The sequence below is a fragment of the Mucilaginibacter lappiensis genome (assembly GCF_900155965.1).
Classification (GTDB): domain Bacteria; phylum Bacteroidota; class Bacteroidia; order Sphingobacteriales; family Sphingobacteriaceae; genus Mucilaginibacter; species Mucilaginibacter lappiensis.
On record NZ_FTMG01000006.1, the window covers coordinates 1 to 19,849 of the forward strand.

The window sequence follows — 19,849 nt, forward strand, 5'->3', positions numbered from 1 at the left end:
CCTGCCGCTAGCGTTCATCCTGAGCCAGGATCAAACTCTCCATTGTAAAATGTTTTGTTTGTCTCTGACCCTATTATTAATAATAGAATCTGTATTGTGAGCTGGCAGTTGGCAGTTGTCAGTTTGCACTAACCTCTATCTTCTCTCCACTCACACTGTTATCTTTATACAGCTTCCCGCTTTCTTATAACTCATCGGAAGGGTTTAGTTTCCGATCGTTACACTACATGATTTTCTATTTCTTAAAAGAACTTTTCAGCTTCACTATCTCAGATCCGCTTTATAATCTTGGAGTTTTAACACTCCTTAACTTTTCATTTCCTGTCCGCCAGAATCGCTCTGACTTCTTCTTTGATTAATCGCTTTCTTTCGTTAGCTTTCTCTTCTGTTTTTATCAGAATCGCTCTGAATTGTTTTCCCTTTTCATCCCTCAGCGTTTCCGCCTTCTTTCTTTCCTTCGTTTCGGGAGTGCAAAGGTAGAAACCTTTTTCTATTTTCCAAAACTTTTTTTTTCTTTTTTTATTCTAAGTTTTGAACCCCTTTTCCTCTCTTCTCTATTCCCCCTCAGCGGGCTGCAAAGGTGCGAATCTTATTTCAATTTATCAAGTGACATTTTCACTTTTTTAAACTTTTTTTATTCGCTAGATCTTCAAAAAACAACGCCCTTTTTCCTTGGGCGGCCACAAATGTACAGAGAAAAACGCTTCCCTTCCAAGAGAAATTTTGAAATAATTAAAACTATTTTACAACTACCTGTAAACTAATCCTAAATTCATTCACAACACTCCTACTTTAGCATATAATAATAGCATTTACCTAATTTGTATATTTGAAAAGTATATGAACAAGTACCCATTTCCCGAAAACTTCCTGACCTCGTTAAGCGCAGAAAACGGATTTGATGAGCAAAATTTTATCAAAGCCCATGAAAATTCTGATGCACCTACCTCTATAAGGTTAAATCCATTTAAGCATTCGGTCTTAAAAACGGGCGCGCAAATGCCCTGGTGTGCCGATGGTTTTTATTTAGATGCCCGTCCGTCCTTCACTTTTGATCCCCTTTTTCATGCCGGATGTTATTATGTACAAGAGGCATCATCGATGTTTATTGATCATATCATCAAATACATCAGGCAAAATAAGGAGCAACCGGTAAAAGTGCTCGACCTTTGCGCGGCGCCAGGCGGTAAAAGTACCCTGCTTAATTCGGCTATCGGGGCCGATGATCTGCTGGTGGCTAACGAGATCATTAAAACGCGCGTACCTATACTAACAGACAACCTGAGCCGCTGGGGCCAAAGCAATGTTATTGTTAGTAATAACGACCCGAAAGACATCGGCCGGCTGAAAAGCTTTTTTGATATTATACTGGTTGATGCGCCCTGCTCCGGCTCGGGTATGTTCCGGAAAGATCCGCAGGCGATGAATGAATGGTCTGAGGCCAACGTCAATCTTTGTCATCAGCGGCAGGAGCGTATACTGGCAGATATATTACCCGCCTTAAATGAGGATGGATACCTTATATATAGTACCTGCTCCTACTCGCATCAGGAAAACGAAGATATACTGGATTGGCTTTGCCAGGAGTTTGACCTCGAAAGCATCCGTATACCTATATATAAGGAGTGGGGTATTGTGGAAACCGAATCGGCATTGCAAAAAGCATGGGGTTACCGCTTTTATCCGGGACAGGTAAAAGGCGAAGGTTTATTTGCCTCCTGCCTTAAAAAGAAAACCAATACCGGCGAACTGGGCAACTTTAAAAACAATATGCAGCAAAAAATAAGCAGCAAGGAAATTGACCAGGTAAAGGCTTATCTCCATAACCCCGAAAGTTTCTATTATTTTAAAGTGACCGATGACTGGCTGGCTATTAACCGTACCCATAAAGAAAGTCTGAATATTTTGCAGCGTCACTTGTATCTTAAAAAGTCGGGCGTGCGTGTGGGCAAACTGATGGGGAAAGATCTGATACCCGATCATGAACTGGCGCTGAGTACTATTATTAATAGAGATGTTGTTTTACAAACAGAGCTCAGCCACGATCAGGCCATACAATATCTGCGCCGGGATAACATCGATCTTAATCCTACAGAAAAAGGCTGGAGCCTGATGACCTTTGAGGGCCACTCCCTGGGCTGGGCCAAACTATTGCCTAATCGCATTAACAATTATTATCCTAAGGAAATCAGAATATTAGCCTCTTTTAAATGATGTGCAGATGTGCAGATGTGCAAATTTCAGATTTGCAAATAATTTTTTAATTGGTGTAATCGATTTCATCTGCACATCTGAAATTTGCACATCTGCACATCCTCAACTCAATAATCCCCTATCGATAACAACACCAGCGTACAGGCGTTTTCTGTTTGGATGCCTTTTTCATTAGCCAGGCGGCGTAGCTCGGAGTTTTCAGTACCTGGGTTAAAAATGATACGCTTAGGGTTGGTGTTTAATATATAATTATATAGCTCCGGTTGATGCTGTGGCCCCACATATAAAGTTACCGTATCAATATCGTGGTGTATGGTTTCGGGCTTTTCAATGGACACTCCAGCCACCTCACCTGATTTTATCCCTACATTTACTATAGTATGTCCTTTACTCACCAGCCTGTTCGCGGCCAGGTAGGCATATCTGCTGGCATCGGGTGTGGCACCCAATACCAATGTTTTTTTATCAGCCATATTATTGAGATGATTTCATCTGATTATTTTTTTTATTACACCGATGATCGGTGAAATCTTTCCAAAATCGGTGAAATCTTATTTAATTAGTAATTATCCTTTTTAATAGCGCTATCTGACCCGAGTGATATATATGATGCTGTATTAATCCGTTGATCAATTCTTCATAGGTAACACCCGCTCCCTGTTCGCGGTTTCTTTCGTCATTTGTTGGCTCATTCCATTGATCCGGAGGGAAGTTTTGAATAATGCCAATCAAATTTACGTTAACAAGCTTCAAATCTTCAACATAATTCTGCCATTTTTGCTCATCAGGAGCACCTGTCTCTGGCCAGTCGCCGCTGGTGGGTACGCCCGATGGTAAACCATTCATCCTGTCCATCACCTCTTCTGTCCAGGCAATCATATGCAGTACTATTTCGGCTACGTTATGTATCGATCCCGGCGGCTTTTCGTACGCGGTTTCAAAACTGATACTTTTTAGTATAGTATAAACCGGCGAACCGTACCAGGGATTGCCCGATAATACATTTTGCAATTCGTGTGAAAGATTTTCTGAGGTACTCATCTCAATATTTTTAAAGTTGCCAAAGCGCAGTTGATACCATCAATAGCAGCAGAAATAATGCCACCCGCATAACCGGCCCCCTCGCCGCAGGGAAATAAACCCTGAACCCGCGGGTGCTGCAGCGTTTCTTTATCGCGCGGAACTTTTACCGGCGATGATGTGCGCGACTCTACTCCTACTAATATAGCTTCATTGGTATAATAACCTTTCATTTTTTTGCCAAAGGCCGGCAAGGCTTTTTGTAAGCGTTTATGTATCCATAAAGGTAATACTTCTTTCAATTCGGTGCTTTTAGTTCCGGGCAGATAGGAGTTTTCTGGTAGATCATTTGACAATCGTCCCTCCACAAAATCAACCATGCGTTGTCCTGGAGCTACCAGGTTACCGCCACCTGCCACAAAAGCGGCTTTCTCAATTTCCTGCTGAAAGCGCAGCATCTTAAACGGATCGGTATCGTCACCGGGCACGTCTTCCATATTAATCTGCACAACCGTGCCCGAGTTAGCAAAAGGATTGTTCCGTTTAGACGGGCTCCAGCCGTTCACTACAATTTCACCAGCTTCGGTGGCGCAAGGGGCTATAATACCACCGGGACACATACAAAAAGAGAACACGCCCCGATCCTCCACCTGCTCCACCAGGTTATAATAAGATGGCGGCAGATCCGCTCCGCGGTATTCGCAATGATATTGTGCTCGATCGATAATTTCCTGCGGATGTTCTATCCTCACCCCTAAGGCAAAAGGTTTGGCTTCAATAAGTATATTTTGGTGATGCAGCATTTCAAAAACATCCCGTGCGGAATGTCCTGTGGCCAGTATCACTGCATCAGCCGTCAGCTTTTCGCCATTGGCCAGTTTTACACCTTTTATTTTGCCAAACTCCACCAACAGCGAAGTCACTTTAGTATCGAACAATATTTCGCCACCGGCATTCAGTATAGTTTCGCGCATTGCGGTAATAATCTGCGGCAGCTTATTGGTGCCGATGTGCGGCCGGGCATCTATTAATATATTCTCCTCGGCGCCATGCGCTACAAACATTTTCAGCACCTGGTTCACATCACCGCGCTTGGTAGAGCGAGTATATAATTTACCATCCGAGTAGGTACCTGCCCCACCTTCGCCAAAGCAATAGTTCGATTCGGGGTTTACCAACCCTTGTTTGTTGATATTAGCCAAATCGCGACGACGTTGTTTTACATCTTTACCGCGCTCCACAATAATAGGCTTTAGTCCCGATTGGATACATTGCAGCGCTGCGAATATCCCCGCCGGGCCAGCACCAACAATAATAACAGGTCGGCCAAACTGCACATCGGGATAATTGACAGTGAATATTTCGGTCTGATAAGGCTGATCTAAAAACACCTGCACCTGCATGCGGTAAACCACCTTACGGCCACGCGCATCGATAGACCGTTTTAAAACTTTTACCGCCGAAATTTTTTGAGGTTGTATATTTAAGGAAGCCGCCGCTAAACGGGTTATTACAGCTTCGTCTTCCTGTTGCCCTGGAGGGCATACTATTTCTACTTCTTTGATCATGATAATTGCCTGGTTTTTATCCAGGAGCTATGCAAAGGTAAGAAGCCCCCTCTAAATCTCCCCCGGTAGGGGAGACTTTTATTTTTAAACGCTGAGTTCCAGAGTTAACTCACCCCATCTTCTCTTCGCTAAAAACCCTATCATAACTGTAAGGTGCAAAGCAAGAGGCTTCCCTCCTCCAGAAAGAAAAGCTTTAACGCATTTAAAAAAGTCTCCCCTACCGGGGGAGATTTAGAGGGGGCTTCATCTTAGCAAACTGTCCGCCCGTGCACAATGACCGTCCGCTATCGAACAGTTTTAAATGGCCTATAAAATTTATCTAATTGAAAATCAATTATTTACGATATGGCATCCATATTGGCATAGGCTCGATATAAAAATAACACAAAAAATGAATATCGCCGAAGACCGCTTGATGACCCTATGGGAAGGATGTTTGAAAAACGACCGCAAGCAACAGGAACAATTATACCGGATATTAGCACCACGCATGTTGGCAGTTTGTATGCGTTATGCAACTGATAAAGACGAAGCGCAGGATATACTACAAGAGGGCTTTATAAAAATGTTCAAAAACATGAACAACTATCGTGGTGATGGCAGTCTGGAAGGGTGGATCCGCCGTATCATGGTACATTGCGCTATATCACGTTACCGCAAATTGAAACCTATGGTTTTGGTAGAAGACTTTGCTGCCGAAAACAACATGCCGATGAGCAAATCATATAACGATAACGGCCTGGAAGCAAAAGATTTGATGAAACTGATCCAAAAACTGCCCAAAACTTACCGTTCTGTATTCAGCATGTATGCTATTGAGGGCTATTCGCACCAGGAAATTGGTAATTCTCTTGGCATGACAGAATTATTATCACGCACCACTTTGTACCGTGCACGTAATATTTTAAAAGATATGATAGGCCAGCTTACCATGCGTGAGCAACATTGCCTGGCGGGGTAATTTCCCTTTACCCTGTCCTTATTAAACTCCCTTATCATCCGCAGAGGGGTTAATTTAACTTCTCTTCTATATATACTTATCACCGCCGCAGTTCAGGCATCCCGCCTGAACTTATCCTCAATAAGCGATAAGAACTTATTTCATAATCAAATGCCAATTTAACGATAAAACAAGGATGTCATGGTGAGCTTCGTCGAACCATGGTGGGCCGGCCTCTACACCCGAGTCTTCGACAGGCTCAGACTGACAGCCCTTTTTATAAACTCCCCCCTAAAACATGTCATCCTGAACGAAGGATCTTCTTCAGCAAACATGTAGCACAATAGATGCTTCACTCCGTTCAGCATGACAAATCTATTTTTCTACCAGCGAAAGCGTAGACGGGGTGAGTCATCTGCATCCTAAAAATCATATCAATCCTTTAATCGTGTTCAGACAAATGTTTTGATTATCTTTAGCGATGCGTATCTTGTCATGTTGTCATAACCATTAGTTGTTGTAACAACGGTACGCCTTTTGTAATCTAAATTCCAAAACATCAAAAAAAGCATATGAAAAAGTTATTCTCGGTAATATTAATTATAGCGGCGGCTATGTCATTAAGCTCATGCAGTTACAACAGCATGGTTAAAATGGACGAAAATGTAAAAACCAAATGGGCGGCTGTTCAAAGCCAGTATCAGCGCCGCAGCGATTTGATCCCTAACCTGGTTAATACCGTTAAAGGGGCTGCCAATTTTGAAAAAGGCACCTTAACCGCTGTTGTTGAAGCGCGTGCCAAAGCAACATCTGTACAGGTTGACCCTACCAAGCTTACCCCGGAATCGATCAAAGCATTCCAGGCTGCACAAGGTGAATTAAGCACCGCTTTGGGTCGTTTACTGTCGGTAACTGAAAACTATCCGAACTTAAAAACCAACGAAAACTTCCTGGGTTTACAGGCTCAGATAGAAGGCACCGAAAACCGCATACAGGTGGCCCGCCAGGATTTTAACGCTTCTGTGCAGGAATTTAACACCAAGATCCGTTCGTTCCCGGCTAATATAACCGCCAAAATGTTTGGTTTTAGCGAAAAAGGCTATTTCACCGCCGAGCCCGGAGCTGATAAAGCACCCAAGGTTCAGTTTTAATTAATTATTGAATTACTGAGTTATTGAATTAGTGATTTGAGCTTCAGCAATGCGTCTCAGTCACTAATTAACTGCCTCATTAATTCAATAACTCAGTAATTCGATAATTCAGTAATTAAAAAGATGGCAGTATTTACCGAAGAAGAGCAGCAGCGGATACGCAAAGCTATACAGGAAGCCGAGAACCGCAGTTCGGGCGAGATTAGGGTATGCATCGAAAAAAAATGCAGCGAGGATGTGCTCGACCGTTCCGCTAAATATTTTTATCAGCTTAATATGCATAAAACCAAACTGCGTCATGGCATATTGATATATGTAGCCACTGTCGACCGTAAATTTGCTATTATTGGCGATGCAGGTATCAACTCGGTTGTTCCTGCTGATTTCTGGGACGCAACCAAGGAAGATATGCTGCAGCATTTTAAGTACGGTGATATTGTAGAGGGTATAGTTACCGGTTTAAAAATTGCCGGTGAACAGCTGCAAAAATATTTCCCGCATACACAGGACAATATCAATGAATTGCCCGATGACATTGCCTTTATGGATGGCGATTAACCTTTAAACTCATGTTCAAAAAAATCATATTGTTCTTTAGCCTGGTGTTGTGCGCTTTTGTAGCCTTCGCGCAGGATTTTCCGGAACGATCAAACACGCTGGTTACCGATTATACCAATACCCTATCTGCCGATGATAAACAGCAGTTGGAGAGTAAATTGAAAGCTTTTAACGATTCTACTTCTACCCAGATCGCCATTGTGATGATAAGGTCCATAGGGAGTTACGATGTCAATGAATACGGCGCCGCACTGGGCCGCAAATGGGGCATCGGGCAAAAAGGAAAAAACAATGGCGTGCTGATACTGGTGGCCATCAATGATCGTAAGCTTACCATACAAACCGGCTTTGGCGCTGAAGGTGCATTGCCTGATATTGTGACCCAGGAGATCAGGGTGAATGATATCAACCCACGCTTTAAAGAGGGCGACTATTACGGCGGACTAAATGCCGGGGTAGATCAGATTATTAAATACACCAAAGGCGAGTACAAAGCCGACAAAAAACCACAGGCCAAACAAAGTGCTGGTGGCGGCAGTGTGCTTATCGTCATTATCATTGTAATCGTAATAATTATACTCATCTTCCGTAATCGCGGCGGTGGCGGCGGTCGTCAAATTATTGGCAGCCGTGGCGGCGCCAGTCCGTTCTGGTGGTTTTTAGCTGGCAGCATGTTGGGTCGTGGAAGCGGCGGTGGCGGCGGCTGGGGCGGTTTCAGCGGAGGCGGTGATAGTGGCGGAGGTGGCGACAGCGGAGGCTTCGGTGGTTTTGGTGGCGGCGATTTCGGTGGCGGCGGCTCCGGCGGTAGCTGGTAAGCTGTGCAATTAGTGAGTTATTGATTTAGTGAATTAGCGATTTCCTGCAACATTCTGATTTATCCTCATGTTTAAAGACTATATACTAAACGAGCTGGAAAAACTTACAGCTATCCTGGCTCGTTTAGCAGGTTTTAAGGAAGAAGCCAAGCCTGACGAATTTATTCAGCTGGCGGATACCACACTGCAAAACGAATATAATATTAAACTACAGGAACTGCTGGAGCTAACCAACCCCGACTTTGAGTTGCTGCTCGAAAAGCAAAATTACCACCCCGATAAGCTGGATGCTTTGGCGCAATTGCTATACATGTATCAGCAGCCGTTTACTCCCGGGCACGAAACACTGGACACCTTAAAAAAGATCCTGGTCATTTTTGACCGTTTAGAGCAAAAACATCACCGCTCCTCTTTCGAAAATATCCATAAACGAAATTCCATCTATCAATTTCTACAAAACAACTATGAGTAAAGAGCTGACCTGGAAATTACTTTCATCACATTATATACATAAAGGCCCCTGGGCCACTCTACGAATTGACAAATGCGAAATGCCCGATGGCCGCATCGTTGAGGATTACTACGTGTTGGAATACAGCAACTGGGTTAATGGCGTAGCCATAACCGAAGACAACAAAGTGCTCATGGTAAAACAATACCGCCATGCAGCCGGAATTATTTCCCTGGAGATACCCGGCGGCGTTATTGACGGCGACGAAAAACCGGTGGAAGCCCTTCGTCGCGAACTGTTGGAAGAAACCGGCTACCAATTTGATGATTTCGAACTGCTATGTACCGTATACGGCAATCCGGCAACGGCGAATAATCAAACTTTTACTTACCTGGCCAAAGGCGGCAAAAAAGTTCAGGGTCAGTCATTAGATGCTCATGAAGAACTGATTGTAGAAGAATATACCATCGCCGAAGTAAAACAACTCCTGCTGGAAAATAAGGTAGTACAGGCTATGCACTGCACCGGTTTGTTTTTTGGTATGATGAAACTGGGAGCGTTGTAAAGAAGTCTTGAGTCCGGAGTCTTGAGTTCAAAGTCTGTAGTCAAAAACAGCTTTTTCTCTTAGGACTTCCGACTCAAGACTTCGGACTTAAATGCAATTATCTTTCCGGCGAGTATCTACAATATAAATGATCTTCCAGCCATCTTTGTTTTTCAGCAGCTGAAAAACATCCACACCGCAATGGCTGAATTTCTCGCCGACGTAAAATTTATAAGGCGCCCATACACTGGCCAGCGGGCCGTCGATCTTGATGCTGTTAAAAACAATCCGTTCGTCATATATCTCTTTATGCGGTGTACCCACAGATTTCAGAAAGCCATCAGGGTTCTCATTAACCAATATCGGAGCACCAGCCTTATTATCATTGATACTCTGAAAAACGATATGCTTATCAAATGTCGATCGCAACAGGGTGCTATCTCCTTTACGCATGGCATCAAACAGGGTATTAATAGTTTGCTTTATACCTTCCTGATCCGTTTGCTGGGCAAAGGTTTTGAATGACAGGAATAAGATAAATAACAGGAGTAGTAAATTTTTCATGACAAGCTTATTGAATATTAAAACCTAAATATAGCCATTTAACAACATCCTTAAATTTCGTATCTTTGTATAGACAGCAGCCCGGCTCCTCTTCAAAAAGGAGAACCGGGCTGTTTGGTTAAGGGAAAAAGCAAGCCAAAAATCGCCAATTTTCCAAATAGTTATTTGACAATCAATTATTTAATACTTTTTAAACTTTAAAAAACGCATCAAAATCGAGCTAAAATTTGTTAAAAAGTGTTAAAATCGATGTTTTTTGAATGCTTTTTGATGAAAAACAGGCCCTTTTTGGACAGAAATTTGTTAAAATTTGAGGTTTAAAAAGTTTTTGAGCTGTTAACCGTCTCCCATATCTTCACCGCTTCTACCGCTTCTTTCACATCATGAACCCTTAGAATATTGGCGCCCTTCATCAAACCTATGGTGTTCAAAACCGTGGTACCATTCAGGGCTTCAGCGGCGGTTGTTTCAAGTAGCCCGTAGATCATTCGTTTGCGGGAAATGCCTGCTAAAGTAGGTAGACCTAAAATATCAAAGTCCTGCAGGCGGTTCATCAGGGTGTAGTTATGTTCGTTCTTTTTGGCAAAACCAAAACCCGGATCAATGATCACGTCATGTACGCCCAATTGCTTTAATTGCTGATACCGGGACACAAAATAGTCGAGCACCTCGGTAAAAACATCGTCGTACTGTGCCAGTTGGTTCATCGTCTGCGGAGTACCTTTCATGTGCATCAAAATATAGGGAACCTGTAAACGGGCAGCAGTGGCAAACATATTCTCATCCAGGCTTCCGCCCGATATATCATTGATGATATGGGCTCCAGCTCTAATGGCAGCTTCTGCAACCTGCGTCCGGAAAGTATCTATAGATAACACAGCATCCGGAAATGCGGCAACAATAGCCTCCACAACAGGCAACAGGCGATCTATCTCCTCGGCAATAGAGATATCCTCGGCATTGGGCCTTGAAGAATATGCGCCAATATCTAAAAAAGCAGCACCGCCCAACAGCATCTTTTCGGCTTGTTGCAGGGCCTCGTCAACACCAGGCTTACGGCTGCCGGCGTAGAAGGAATCGGGCGTAATATTAATGATCCCCATAACTTTTGGGGTAGATAGGTCTATCAGTTTACCACCCGCGTTTAGGGTAGTTTTTTTATGAAAAAATGTATCTTGGGTCATGTGTTTTACAAAGTTTAAATATTGTAATTTAGTTTAACTTTGCAGCATTGGCGCAAGCACGCTATATTCAAACGTTTCAACATTCAAATATTTCAACTTTTGGCTAATACATCAGCAGAGTACGACGCAGTAATTAACACATGTAAGGGCCTTTTCATGAAAAAGACCCGCGACTACGGAACCGCATGGCGCATACTGCGCCCGCAGTCTATCACCGACCAGATATTTATAAAAGCCCAGCGCATACGCACCCTGGAAGAAAAAAAAGTATCCAAAGTGGGTGAGGACATTACCGGCGAATATATTGGAATAGTAAACTACTGCGTTATAGCCATGATGCAGCTGGAAAGTACAGCCGAAACCGCCATGGAGCTTGCCCCCGATCATGTGGAACATTTGTTTGACGAGCGCGTAAACGAAACTAAAGAGCTCATGTTTGCCAAGAACCATGACTATGGTGAGGCCTGGCGCGATATGCGGATCAGCTCACTAACCGATCTGATATTGATGAAGTTGCTGCGTGTTAAACAAATTGAAGATAACCAGGGCCTTACCGAAGCATCAGAAGGTGTAAAAGCTAATTATCAGGATATGCTCAATTATTCGGTGTTTGCTTTAATAAAATTAGGCGTATAGACTTTGGGGAACAAGTAGCAAGGATTTTGGGATTAAGGATAAAAGAAACAAAGAGCAAATATTTTGGAGCAAAGAAAAAGTCCTTACTCCAAAAATCCTTGCTCCAGTAATCAATAATATATGAAAAACAGCTTTATTTGGTTTTGCAGGATAGCGGTCGGCTTATTATTTATTTTTTCGGGACTGATCAAAGCTAATGACCCGCTGGGTTTTTCGTATAAGCTGGAAGAATATTTTGAGGTTTTCCACATCATGTTCCTTAACAGTTTTGCCCTTACCATGGCTATATTGCTGTGCACGCTTGAAATGGTGCTGGGCTTTGCCCTGCTTATAGGCGTTCGTGCGGTAAAAGTAGCCTGGGGGTTATTGCTGCTCATTATATTTTTTGGCTTTTTAACTTTCTACTCAGCCTTTTTTAAGGTGGTACAAACCTGCGGTTGTTTTGGTGATGCTATTCCGCTAACGCCATGGCAATCCTTCAGTAAGGATATGATCCTGCTTCTGCTGGTATTGGTACCTTTTATCAACCGCAAAAAAATACAACCTATATTTAAACCTAAAACAGCCGATAAGTGGCTTATCGGGGCGGCCGTTGTTGCATTGGGTTTTGGCATATATACCTATAACTTTATGCCCATCATAGACTTTTTACCTTATAAAATAGGTGCTAACATCCCCGATGAAATGAAAACTCCACCGGGGGTACAGTTGGATGAGTTTGAGGTAACTTACAACCTTAAAAATAAAAAGACCGGCGAAACCAAAACCATGAGCGATAAGGAGTACTTGAAAACCAACATCTGGAAGGATGCCAACTGGGAAGTTGTAGGTACTCCGGAAAGTCGCCTGGTAAAAAAAGGATTTGAACCTAAAATCCGCGACCTGTCTATACAAGATGGCCAGGGTAATGATTATACTAAAGAATTACTATCCAATCCGTTTTACAGTCTGGTTATCGTTGCTCATGATCTGGATAAAACCAATGCTGAAGCCATCAACCGTTTAAATGCTTTAGCTATAAACGCCACCGAAAATTATAATATCCGTACCATATTACTTACATCCAATTCGGCACAAAGCGCGGAGGCATTTGCCAAGGCTCATAAACTGGTTACCGAAATTTTTTATGCCGACGGCGTTCCGCTGAAAGAAATGGTGCGGGCCAACCCGGGCGTGCTGCTGCTTAAAAACGGTACTATCATTAACAAATGGCATTACCATACAGTGCCTACTTATGATGGTTTAGTAAAAAAATACTTTCAGCAACAATAACCATGATTCGTTACCTCATCCGCAAATTATTTTATGGACTGGCGGTAATGCTGGGCGTGGTGCTGGTGGTTTTTTTCCTGTTCAATATTTTACCCGTCGACCCGGCACGGATGACGCAAGGCCAGCGTGCCGACGTACAATCGTTACAAGCTGTACGCAAGGAATTCGGACTGGATAAACCTATACCCATACAATTTGCCTATTATCTGAATGATCTTTCGCCGGTAGGCATCCATTTAAATAATACCGAAGAACAGCAGCGCTATCATTACGCCAAATTGTTTGCTGTAAGCGATACCAAAGTATTGGCCCTGAAATGGCCTTATCTTCGTCGCTCCTACCAAACCCGCAAGGATGTAGCGAGTTTGTTGATGGATGTGATACCGAATACATTGGTACTAGCTACCACGGCCATGATCTTCGCCATTATTATCGGCGTATTTTTGGGTGTACTAAGCGCGGTAAACAAAGATACCTGGATAGATAAACTGGCTATCAGTTTTTCCACGTTAGGCATATCGGCACCATCCTTTTTTGCCGGGATTATTATTGCCTGGATATTTGGATTTGAGCTCAGTAAGTATACAGGCCTTAATATGTCGGGCAGTTTATACAGCTATGACCCATTCAGGGGCGAGGTGATTAGCATCCGTAATTTAATATTACCCATGATCACCTTGGGCTTGCGTCCCCTGGCTATTATAGTACAGTTAACACGTAACGCCATGCTGGATGTATTGGGGCAGGATTATATCCGCACCGCAAAAGCGAAGGGCCTTAGTAACCGGGCTATTATTTACCGCCATGCTTTAAAAAACGCGTTGAACCCTGTGATCACAGCAATCGCCAATTGGTTTGCATCCTTATTGGCAGGTTCGTTTTTTGTAGAATATATTTTTGGCTATAATGGACTGGGCAAAGCTACCGTTGACGCCCTGGAGATGTCGGACTTCCCGGTGGTGATGGGATCTATCCTTTTTATCGCCTTTATTTTTGTGGTGATCAGTATTTTGATCGATATTATTTATGTTTGGATAGATCCGCGGGTAAAATTAAGCTGATATTATAATGAAGTACTTTTTAGTTGGTTTTATGGGCTGTGGCAAAACCACCTGGAGCCGTAAACTGGCAGCCAAATTAGGCTATGAATTTATTGACCTTGACCACGTGCTGGAAGAAAAGGCAGGCATGAGTATAGCCGAATATTTTTCGAGCTTTGGCGAGGATGCCTTCCGCAAGTTAGAATCAGAGGTATTGAAACAAACCGAATATCCTGAAAATGTAGTGGTATCAACAGGAGGCGGTTTACCTTGCTTTTTTGATCACATGCAATGGATGAATGCCAATGGCAAAACCCTGTACATCAAACTATCGCCCAAAACATTGGCCGACAGGCTCGCCAGCAGTAAAACCGTACGCCCGGTACTGCAGGGAAAACAAGGCGACGAACTGGTAGAGTTTATAACCGGCAAACTGGCCGAGCGTGAAAGCTATTATTTACAGGCCAGCAACTTGGTGGAAGGCATTGACATGTCTGTAGAAAAGCTGGAAGCGGCATTGGCAATCGAGGGCTAATTTTCCCTATCGCAAATAAACCGCGTCTTCTTGTCCATCTTCATCCAGCACCACATCAACATGTTCTTTGATTACGGTGGAAAGGGCTACCCCGGCAAAATCGGTAGTAACAGGAAAGCTTTTATGATTACGATCGATCAGTACCGCTGTACGCAATTTTTTGAGGGGCACATCTAAAAATACGGCTAAACCATAAGCCAGCGTTTTACCACTGTTCAGTACATCATCAACCAGTATCACTACTTTGTTGCTGCATTCCTGAACATCAAAATTAATCTTAGCCTGCAGCGTACTGCTTTGTTTTTCCAGCTCGATGCTGAGCAATCTGCTGGAGAAGGGTGCAATGCCATCTAAAATGGTTTTAAGTCTTTGAGCAATATGATTGCCACGAGGTAATATGCCCGCTATCAGTATTTCCTGCTCGTCAAAGTTATCTTCCAGTATCTGGTAAGCAATACGGTCGAGCTTTTGCTCTATCTGGTGCTGATTTAATATCAGGAGTTTCTTTTCAGACATCGGGCCGATTATATAAGTTACTGATGTAAATATAGAAAATTAACTATCCAACAAAAGCCTAATTACTACTTCCCATACGGGAAATAAACAAAATTTGCACCCTCTGGTACCACCACAAAAACGCACATAAAATCGTTTGGATTTTTGTAGCTATTGATAAAACGGTCTTTCAGTTCGGGTTTGATAACACCCCGCTCCTCAAACTCTTCAAGAGTTGAAGCGTGGATGCTCCAATCAGTATTCAGGTCGTTTCTGTCCAGGATAACCTCGCCCAGTTTCAGCTCATGCTGGTGCGCTATAAAAATGGGATAAGAAGATAAGCCCTCCATCATAATTTCGATGGCTACTTCACGGATCGATTCTTTAAAAATTTTCAGTTCACGTTCCAGACCCAGCAGTGGGCTGTCAGGAGCTGCTTTTGGGCTTTCATTGCCTTCGTTTAACAGATCTTCGGGTTGCATATCTTATTGACCGTTGATTTATTTGATTACCTTGTTTTCGTTGATACTTCTTATGTCTGGATTTGGATCTTTTGGGTTAAAGGATTATCCCAATTTTTCTCTTTCGACTTTTACTATGATCTATGAACTAATTACTCCTCAATACCAGCAGTACCACATTCTCTACGTGCTGCGTATGGGGAAACATATCAACGGGTTGTATTTTCACCGTATCATATTTTTCTTTCAATACCAGCAAATCACGGGCTTGAGTGGCGGCATTACAACTTACATAAACAATCTTTTCAGCTTCAATTTCCATCAGGCGGTTTACCACATCGGGATGCATGCCTGCGCGCGGCGGGTCGGTGATGATCACATCGGGTTTACCGTGCTCGGCTACAAAATCGGCAACCAGTACATCTTTCATATCACCAGCGTAAAATTTGGTATTGGTGATGTTGTTGATAGCTGAGTTTACTTTAGCATCCTCGATAGCGGTAGGGACATACTCCACCCCCACTACTTCTTTTACATGACCTGCAATAAAATTAGCGATAGTGCCGGCACCGGTGTATAAGTCATACACGAGTTCATCACCCGTAAAACCAGCGAAATCGCGGGTTATTTCATACAGGCGCAGGGCCTGGATGCTGTTGGTTTGATAGAAAGATTTTGGCCCGATACGGAATTTGATACCATTCATTTCCTCATGGATATATTCTGGCCCTTTAAAGGCAATCACCTCCTGGTCAAAAATGGTATCGTTCTTTTTCTGGTTGATGATGTACAACAGCGAAGTAATCTCCGGGAAACCGGCATCAATAAAGTTCATCAGTTTGCTTACTTCATCTTCACTCACGTAGGCAAACACCACAATAACCATAACCTCGCCGGTTGATGAGGTACGTACAATGAGATTACGCAAGGCTCCTTCGTGGTTACGCAGGTTATAAAAAGAGTAACCCTGTGCTATCACAAAATCACGGATGCTGTTACGCAGCGTGTTGGAGGGTTCGGCCTGCAGATAGCAATGCTTCACATCCAATATTTTATCAAAACGACCTGGGATATGGAAACCCAACGCGTTCATATTCAGGGTCTCATCTTCCTTGTTTTCACCGTCATACAACCAGCGTTTATCAGAAAAGGTATACTCTAACTTATTACGATAATAACGATCGGCGGGTGACGGAACAATATCCATGATACCATCCACATCAATTTTGGCTATACGCCCCAAGGCGTCGGCTACAGATTTTTGTTTGAATTTAAGCTGTCCGGTGTAATCCATATGTTGCCATTTGCAACCTCCACAGGTACCAAAATGTTCACAAAAAGGCTCAACACGATATTCGGATGGTTGTTTAAGTGTAATTATACGGCCCTCGCCAAAATTCTTTTTGCTTTTGTAAACCTGCACATCGGCTACATCGCCGGGAATGGCTTTATCTACAAAAAGTACAAAATCGTCGGTTTTACCTACACCTTTACCCTCTTCGGCAATATCAATAATCCGGACATCTTCAAAAAACTTCTGTTTGGCAACTTTATTCATCAGGCTGCAAAGTTAACCGTATTTATTTAGGATAAAAATAGGAGGCTGGAGATAAGCACAAACTGGGTTTACATGGTTTACACTTTTTAGGGTTAACATTAATATATTTAATTGACAATCAATATATTAAATTAATTTCTATACAATAAAGTGGGTTTACATGTAAACCCAGGGTAAACGCATCTGGCTAAGGAGATAAGAGCCGGGAAACAATAAAATGGCTATTTCCCCGAATCGCTTTTTGATTAAGGTTTAGGTATTATATGTTTGAATTCATGAATTACCAGACAAAGGAATATCCGTTCCGCTTAAAAGCGAACCATCAAAAACACAAGAGGCAATCAAGCGAACAAGCTCAATATATAGGATACAAAATCATCGGTATCCATATCGGCTATATCAAATTGCTCATCAATCAGGTCTGAAAATTCTGTTAGTTCGGGACTCATGATAAAAAATTTATTATGCTAACATAGTAAATATTATACTAAAAACCAAATCGGTATACGGTATTAATTAAAAAGAGGATAGATTTTTTACCATCCCCTTTTTTTGCCTAATGCCTGTCCCAGTTTATTCTGCGCGAGAAGTACATCAATACGGCCACTACCATAAATAAAGCAACACTGCCAATGATAAGTGCGAAATCCTCCAGTTGGATGATCACAAAGATGAACGCGTAAAAAACAGACAGGATAAAGGCGAACAACCAGGTGGCCATTTTATTTTTTAACAAGGATGCTATAAACACCGACACCAATGCAATAGTTGACACCGAAGCAATGAGGTAAGCATAATTATAACCTACCTGTTCAGAAAAAGAAAGCAGCAAGGAATAATAAATGATCATGGCTAGGCCAATGAGGATATAATTAAATATATGGATCCTTTGTTTACGGATCACTTCGGTTAAAAACAGGGAGATGAATGTTAATGCGATAATAAGCAGCGCGTACTTGCTGGTTCGCATCGTTTTTTGATACTGATCAACCGGCAAACGTAATTTTATACCAAATACCGCATCGCCAAGTTTTTTATCATTACTTAGCAAAGTATCATTATTAACCCATTGCTGCGGAAAAGGGCGGTTATAATACAACATACGCCAGTGGGCTTTAAACCCATTTTTGTTTATTGTGTAATCGTCGGGCAGGTAGCGGCCATCAAAGCTCGGGCTGCTCCAGGTTCCACTTGCTTCCACATCGGTAGTTTTACCCAGATGCAAAAAGCTTAGGTTCTGACTTCCTTTCAGATCCAGGGCGTATTCAAAAGGCACATTCCCGTCTTTAGCCCCTGAAATATCAACAGCTACCTGTAATCCTCCACCAAATACCGATGCGCTTTCAAATAAGGGTTCGGCAGTCAAAGTTTGATCATTGGCTTTGATCACTGGGTTATTTTTTAGTCCTTTTAAATCACTGATACTAAATACGATCCGGGCTTTATTCAGCAAAAGCTGATCGGGAGTCAGGGATAGGCTACCCAGATCGGCTTTGGCGAAGTTACCAGATACCTTTATCAGGGAATTGTAAACCGCCACATCAAATATTCCCCGGTGCCGAATTTGGGTAGTTAACCCTGCTTTAATATGCAGATTATCAGGCAAAATGTATAAATTTTCGATGATCTCCCTGGTAACTTCCTTGTTTGATGCATCCCTATCCTTAACCTGTTGTTTGTAAGGTATAACCAATACTGGCCCCTTGATCACCTGACTACCCGACCATTTATCAGATACATCGCGCATCATTTCGTCCTGCCTGCTGGTCCGCTCATCTATCAGGTTATTGACCAGTGATGAAGGTATAAGCAACAACAGGATCAGTGTAGCAATAAAAAGCAATTTAACGGTTATCGACTCCTTGAGCCCGTCCATTATTCCATGTTTTGGTGATTCGTTTTCGGTCATGTTATTTTTTATAAAGTACTTTGAATTACAAAGTTTAAAGATCAAAAAGAAGGCTCTGAGAGCCTTGCTGCATTTTTTCAATTACTATAAAGTACTTTGCAATTCAAAGTAACAAAGAAGATTTAAACAATCCAAATATTTTCTTTTAAAAATTTAAACTGAAATAGCTGCCTTCACCAGGTAAGGAAGGATCTCCTTTTGAAAAGAAAATTGTAGCTTCATCTCAGATTAGCAAAGTGGCATTTTAAATTAGAATGGAATTTAGTTAAAATAGCCTAAATATTTTCTAACATAGTTATCCATTCATTAAACCGAGGGCTTTTTGATCTTATTTTTTTCAGCCCAATCTCCTGAGCCAAAATACTTCCGTAAACGATCTTATTGTATCCTTTAATTAATCTCTTTAATCTATACGAGGGTGCATTATTAGGGGTATTGTTTATAAGTTCGGGATTAGGATAACCGACGAGTACTTGTTCTAACTCTGCTTTATTTACAAAATCCTCCACAGGGATGTGGTTTACAAATGCATCAATATTGTTAAACAATAACCCTTCAAATTCATGCAATTGAATATATGGCATGAATCTATGTGCTACAGACTTATCCACGGCCTCTTTCATCCCACTTTCAAGAATAGACATACGATGATTTTTATCTATTTCTTTATGAGCATTTTCCCATTTAGGAAATTCAAATTTTGCCTTTATTCCATAATAATCTATTAGAGTAGACACAATGCTATCTTTTTCTTGTAATAAGTGATTCTCAATTTGTTTTTTTAAATTATTCCAGGGAACAATTCCCCCTCCTGATTTTTTGATTAAAGGCGTTTGTATTATGATTTTTTTCTTCAAAAAATGAGAGTATAACACATCTTTACAAAATTCTGTTTCTGTTGGGCCTTCGCAAATGATAATAATTCTTTTCATCA

General features: G+C 42.1%; 21 protein-coding genes. 11 read left to right on the forward strand and 10 right to left on the reverse strand.

The annotated features are described in order from the left end of the window. Positions 1 to 840: 840 nt before the first annotated feature. Positions 841 to 2,214 (forward strand): methyltransferase RsmF C-terminal domain-like protein, encoded by a 1,374-nt coding sequence (locus tag BW976_RS12970; protein ID WP_076373736.1) that lies wholly within the window; start codon positions 841 to 843, stop codon positions 2,212 to 2,214. A 107-nt stretch (positions 2,215 to 2,321) separates the two neighbouring features. On the opposite strand, the gene BW976_RS12975 is transcribed toward BW976_RS12970, so the two are convergent. From BW976_RS12975 to BW976_RS12985, 3 genes are all read right to left on the reverse strand, one after another. Then, positions 2,322 to 2,687, reverse strand: coding sequence for a CoA-binding protein (locus BW976_RS12975; RefSeq protein ID WP_076373737.1), 366 nt, complete (start codon positions 2,685 to 2,687; stop codon positions 2,322 to 2,324). Positions 2,688 to 2,769: 82 nt separating this feature from the next. Next, entirely contained in the window at positions 2,770 to 3,255 is a 486-nt protein-coding gene (locus tag BW976_RS12980) for a DinB family protein (protein ID WP_076373738.1), read from the reverse strand. Then, a complete protein-coding gene (locus BW976_RS12985; RefSeq protein WP_076373739.1) occupies positions 3,252 to 4,802 on the reverse strand; it encodes an NAD(P)/FAD-dependent oxidoreductase in 1,551 nt (516 codons plus the stop codon). The genes BW976_RS12980 and BW976_RS12985 overlap by 4 nt, the downstream gene beginning before the upstream one ends. Positions 4,803 to 5,193: 391 nt before the next feature. Here BW976_RS12985 and BW976_RS12990 point away from each other — a divergent pair, with 391 nt between their 5' ends. From BW976_RS12990 to BW976_RS13015, 6 genes are all read left to right on the forward strand, one after another. Then, entirely contained in the window at positions 5,194 to 5,763 is a 570-nt protein-coding gene (locus tag BW976_RS12990; protein WP_076373989.1) for an RNA polymerase sigma factor, read from the forward strand. Positions 5,764 to 6,314: 551 nt separating this feature from the next. Continuing rightward, positions 6,315 to 6,893 (forward strand): LemA family protein, encoded by a 579-nt coding sequence (locus tag BW976_RS12995; RefSeq protein ID WP_076373740.1) that lies wholly within the window; start codon positions 6,315 to 6,317, stop codon positions 6,891 to 6,893. Positions 6,894 to 7,016: 123 nt separating this feature from the next. Continuing rightward, positions 7,017 to 7,451 carry a TPM domain-containing protein gene (locus tag BW976_RS13000; RefSeq protein ID WP_076373741.1) on the forward strand — a complete coding sequence of 145 codons (435 nt, stop codon included), beginning with the start codon at positions 7,017 to 7,019 and terminating at the stop codon, positions 7,449 to 7,451. A gap of 11 nt (positions 7,452 to 7,462) precedes the next feature. Beyond that, complete coding sequence (locus tag BW976_RS13005; RefSeq protein ID WP_076373742.1) at positions 7,463 to 8,266, forward strand: TPM domain-containing protein; 804 nt, start codon at positions 7,463 to 7,465, stop codon at positions 8,264 to 8,266. Between the two features lie 67 nt (positions 8,267 to 8,333). Further along, positions 8,334 to 8,738 carry a hypothetical protein gene (locus BW976_RS13010; protein ID WP_076373743.1) on the forward strand — a complete coding sequence of 135 codons (405 nt, stop codon included), beginning with the start codon at positions 8,334 to 8,336 and terminating at the stop codon, positions 8,736 to 8,738. Further along, positions 8,731 to 9,282 (forward strand): NUDIX hydrolase, encoded by a 552-nt coding sequence (locus tag BW976_RS13015; RefSeq protein ID WP_076373744.1) that lies wholly within the window; start codon positions 8,731 to 8,733, stop codon positions 9,280 to 9,282. Before BW976_RS13010 ends, BW976_RS13015 begins: the two co-directional genes overlap by 8 nt. A gap of 87 nt (positions 9,283 to 9,369) precedes the next feature. Here the strand turns inward: BW976_RS13015 and BW976_RS13020 are convergent, their stop codons facing one another. After that, positions 9,370 to 9,825, reverse strand: a complete 456-nt coding sequence (locus tag BW976_RS13020; protein ID WP_076373745.1) for a nuclear transport factor 2 family protein — start codon at positions 9,823 to 9,825, stop codon at positions 9,370 to 9,372. A 317-nt stretch (positions 9,826 to 10,142) separates the two neighbouring features. Continuing rightward, positions 10,143 to 11,009, reverse strand: coding sequence for a dihydropteroate synthase (gene folP, locus BW976_RS13025; protein WP_076373746.1), 867 nt, complete (start codon positions 11,007 to 11,009; stop codon positions 10,143 to 10,145). 156 nt (positions 11,010 to 11,165) lie between these two features. Here folP and BW976_RS13030 point away from each other — a divergent pair, with 156 nt between their 5' ends. From BW976_RS13030 to BW976_RS13045, 4 genes are all read left to right on the forward strand, one after another. Beyond that, positions 11,166 to 11,645 carry a DUF1599 domain-containing protein gene (locus BW976_RS13030; protein WP_076373990.1) on the forward strand — a complete coding sequence of 160 codons (480 nt, stop codon included), beginning with the start codon at positions 11,166 to 11,168 and terminating at the stop codon, positions 11,643 to 11,645. A gap of 120 nt (positions 11,646 to 11,765) precedes the next feature. Continuing rightward, on the forward strand, positions 11,766 to 12,917 hold the full coding sequence (locus BW976_RS13035; protein ID WP_076373747.1) for a BT_3928 family protein: 1,152 nt from the start codon (positions 11,766 to 11,768) through the stop codon (positions 12,915 to 12,917). 2 nt (positions 12,918 to 12,919) lie between these two features. Continuing rightward, positions 12,920 to 13,978: an ABC transporter permease gene (locus tag BW976_RS13040; RefSeq protein WP_076373748.1), complete on the forward strand. Its 1,059-nt coding sequence runs from the start codon at positions 12,920 to 12,922 to the stop codon at positions 13,976 to 13,978. Between the two features lie 7 nt (positions 13,979 to 13,985). Then, entirely contained in the window at positions 13,986 to 14,492 is a 507-nt protein-coding gene (locus tag BW976_RS13045) for a shikimate kinase (RefSeq protein ID WP_076373749.1), read from the forward strand. 6 nt (positions 14,493 to 14,498) lie between these two features. On the opposite strand, the gene BW976_RS13050 is transcribed toward BW976_RS13045, so the two are convergent. The 5 genes from BW976_RS13050 to BW976_RS13070 all read right to left on the reverse strand — a co-directional run bounded on the left by BW976_RS13050 (position 14,499) and on the right by BW976_RS13070 (position 19,847). After that, positions 14,499 to 15,008 (reverse strand): phosphoribosyltransferase family protein, encoded by a 510-nt coding sequence (locus BW976_RS13050; protein WP_076373750.1) that lies wholly within the window; start codon positions 15,006 to 15,008, stop codon positions 14,499 to 14,501. A 65-nt stretch (positions 15,009 to 15,073) separates the two neighbouring features. Continuing rightward, the gene (locus BW976_RS13055; protein WP_076373751.1) at positions 15,074 to 15,469 is read right to left on the reverse strand and encodes a hypothetical protein; all 396 of its coding nucleotides are present in this window, start codon (positions 15,467 to 15,469) and stop codon (positions 15,074 to 15,076) included. 127 nt (positions 15,470 to 15,596) lie between these two features. Then, a complete protein-coding gene (rlmD, locus tag BW976_RS13060) occupies positions 15,597 to 17,006 on the reverse strand; it encodes a 23S rRNA (uracil(1939)-C(5))-methyltransferase RlmD (protein ID WP_076373752.1) in 1,410 nt (469 codons plus the stop codon). A gap of 556 nt (positions 17,007 to 17,562) precedes the next feature. Next, positions 17,563 to 18,915 carry a cell envelope integrity protein CreD gene (creD, locus tag BW976_RS13065; protein WP_084192182.1) on the reverse strand — a complete coding sequence of 451 codons (1,353 nt, stop codon included), beginning with the start codon at positions 18,913 to 18,915 and terminating at the stop codon, positions 17,563 to 17,565. Positions 18,916 to 19,190: 275 nt separating this feature from the next. After that, positions 19,191 to 19,847, reverse strand: coding sequence for a DUF4276 family protein (locus BW976_RS13070; RefSeq protein ID WP_076373753.1), 657 nt, complete (start codon positions 19,845 to 19,847; stop codon positions 19,191 to 19,193). Positions 19,848 to 19,849 lie beyond the last annotated feature (2 nt).

Excerpts from the sequence above, each read along its gene's own strand:
- BW976_RS12970 (WP_076373736.1), top strand. The coding sequence starts at position 841 with ATGAACAAGTACCCATTTCCCGAAAACTTCCTGACCTCGTTAAGCGCA.
- BW976_RS12975 (WP_076373737.1), bottom strand. The coding sequence starts at position 2,687 with ATGGCTGATAAAAAAACATTGGTATTGGGTGCCACACCCGATGCCAGC.
- BW976_RS12980 (WP_076373738.1), bottom strand. The coding sequence starts at position 3,255 with ATGAGTACCTCAGAAAATCTTTCACACGAATTGCAAAATGTATTATCG.
- BW976_RS12985 (WP_076373739.1), bottom strand. The coding sequence starts at position 4,802 with ATGATCAAAGAAGTAGAAATAGTATGCCCTCCAGGGCAACAGGAAGAC.
- BW976_RS12990 (WP_076373989.1), top strand. The coding sequence starts at position 5,194 with ATGAATATCGCCGAAGACCGCTTGATGACCCTATGGGAAGGATGTTTG.
- BW976_RS12995 (WP_076373740.1), top strand. The coding sequence starts at position 6,315 with ATGAAAAAGTTATTCTCGGTAATATTAATTATAGCGGCGGCTATGTCA.
- BW976_RS13000 (WP_076373741.1), top strand. The coding sequence starts at position 7,017 with ATGGCAGTATTTACCGAAGAAGAGCAGCAGCGGATACGCAAAGCTATA.
- BW976_RS13005 (WP_076373742.1), top strand. The coding sequence starts at position 7,463 with ATGTTCAAAAAAATCATATTGTTCTTTAGCCTGGTGTTGTGCGCTTTT.
- BW976_RS13010 (WP_076373743.1), top strand. The coding sequence starts at position 8,334 with ATGTTTAAAGACTATATACTAAACGAGCTGGAAAAACTTACAGCTATC.
- BW976_RS13015 (WP_076373744.1), top strand. The coding sequence starts at position 8,731 with ATGAGTAAAGAGCTGACCTGGAAATTACTTTCATCACATTATATACAT.
- BW976_RS13020 (WP_076373745.1), bottom strand. The coding sequence starts at position 9,825 with ATGAAAAATTTACTACTCCTGTTATTTATCTTATTCCTGTCATTCAAA.
- folP (WP_076373746.1), bottom strand. The coding sequence starts at position 11,009 with ATGACCCAAGATACATTTTTTCATAAAAAAACTACCCTAAACGCGGGT.
- BW976_RS13030 (WP_076373990.1), top strand. The coding sequence starts at position 11,166 with ATGAAAAAGACCCGCGACTACGGAACCGCATGGCGCATACTGCGCCCG.
- BW976_RS13035 (WP_076373747.1), top strand. The coding sequence starts at position 11,766 with ATGAAAAACAGCTTTATTTGGTTTTGCAGGATAGCGGTCGGCTTATTA.
- BW976_RS13040 (WP_076373748.1), top strand. The coding sequence starts at position 12,920 with ATGATTCGTTACCTCATCCGCAAATTATTTTATGGACTGGCGGTAATG.
- BW976_RS13045 (WP_076373749.1), top strand. The coding sequence starts at position 13,986 with ATGAAGTACTTTTTAGTTGGTTTTATGGGCTGTGGCAAAACCACCTGG.
- BW976_RS13050 (WP_076373750.1), bottom strand. The coding sequence starts at position 15,008 with ATGTCTGAAAAGAAACTCCTGATATTAAATCAGCACCAGATAGAGCAA.
- BW976_RS13055 (WP_076373751.1), bottom strand. The coding sequence starts at position 15,469 with ATGCAACCCGAAGATCTGTTAAACGAAGGCAATGAAAGCCCAAAAGCA.
- rlmD (WP_076373752.1), bottom strand. The coding sequence starts at position 17,006 with ATGAATAAAGTTGCCAAACAGAAGTTTTTTGAAGATGTCCGGATTATT.
- creD (WP_084192182.1), bottom strand. The coding sequence starts at position 18,915 with ATGACCGAAAACGAATCACCAAAACATGGAATAATGGACGGGCTCAAG.
- BW976_RS13070 (WP_076373753.1), bottom strand. The coding sequence starts at position 19,847 with ATGAAAAGAATTATTATCATTTGCGAAGGCCCAACAGAAACAGAATTT.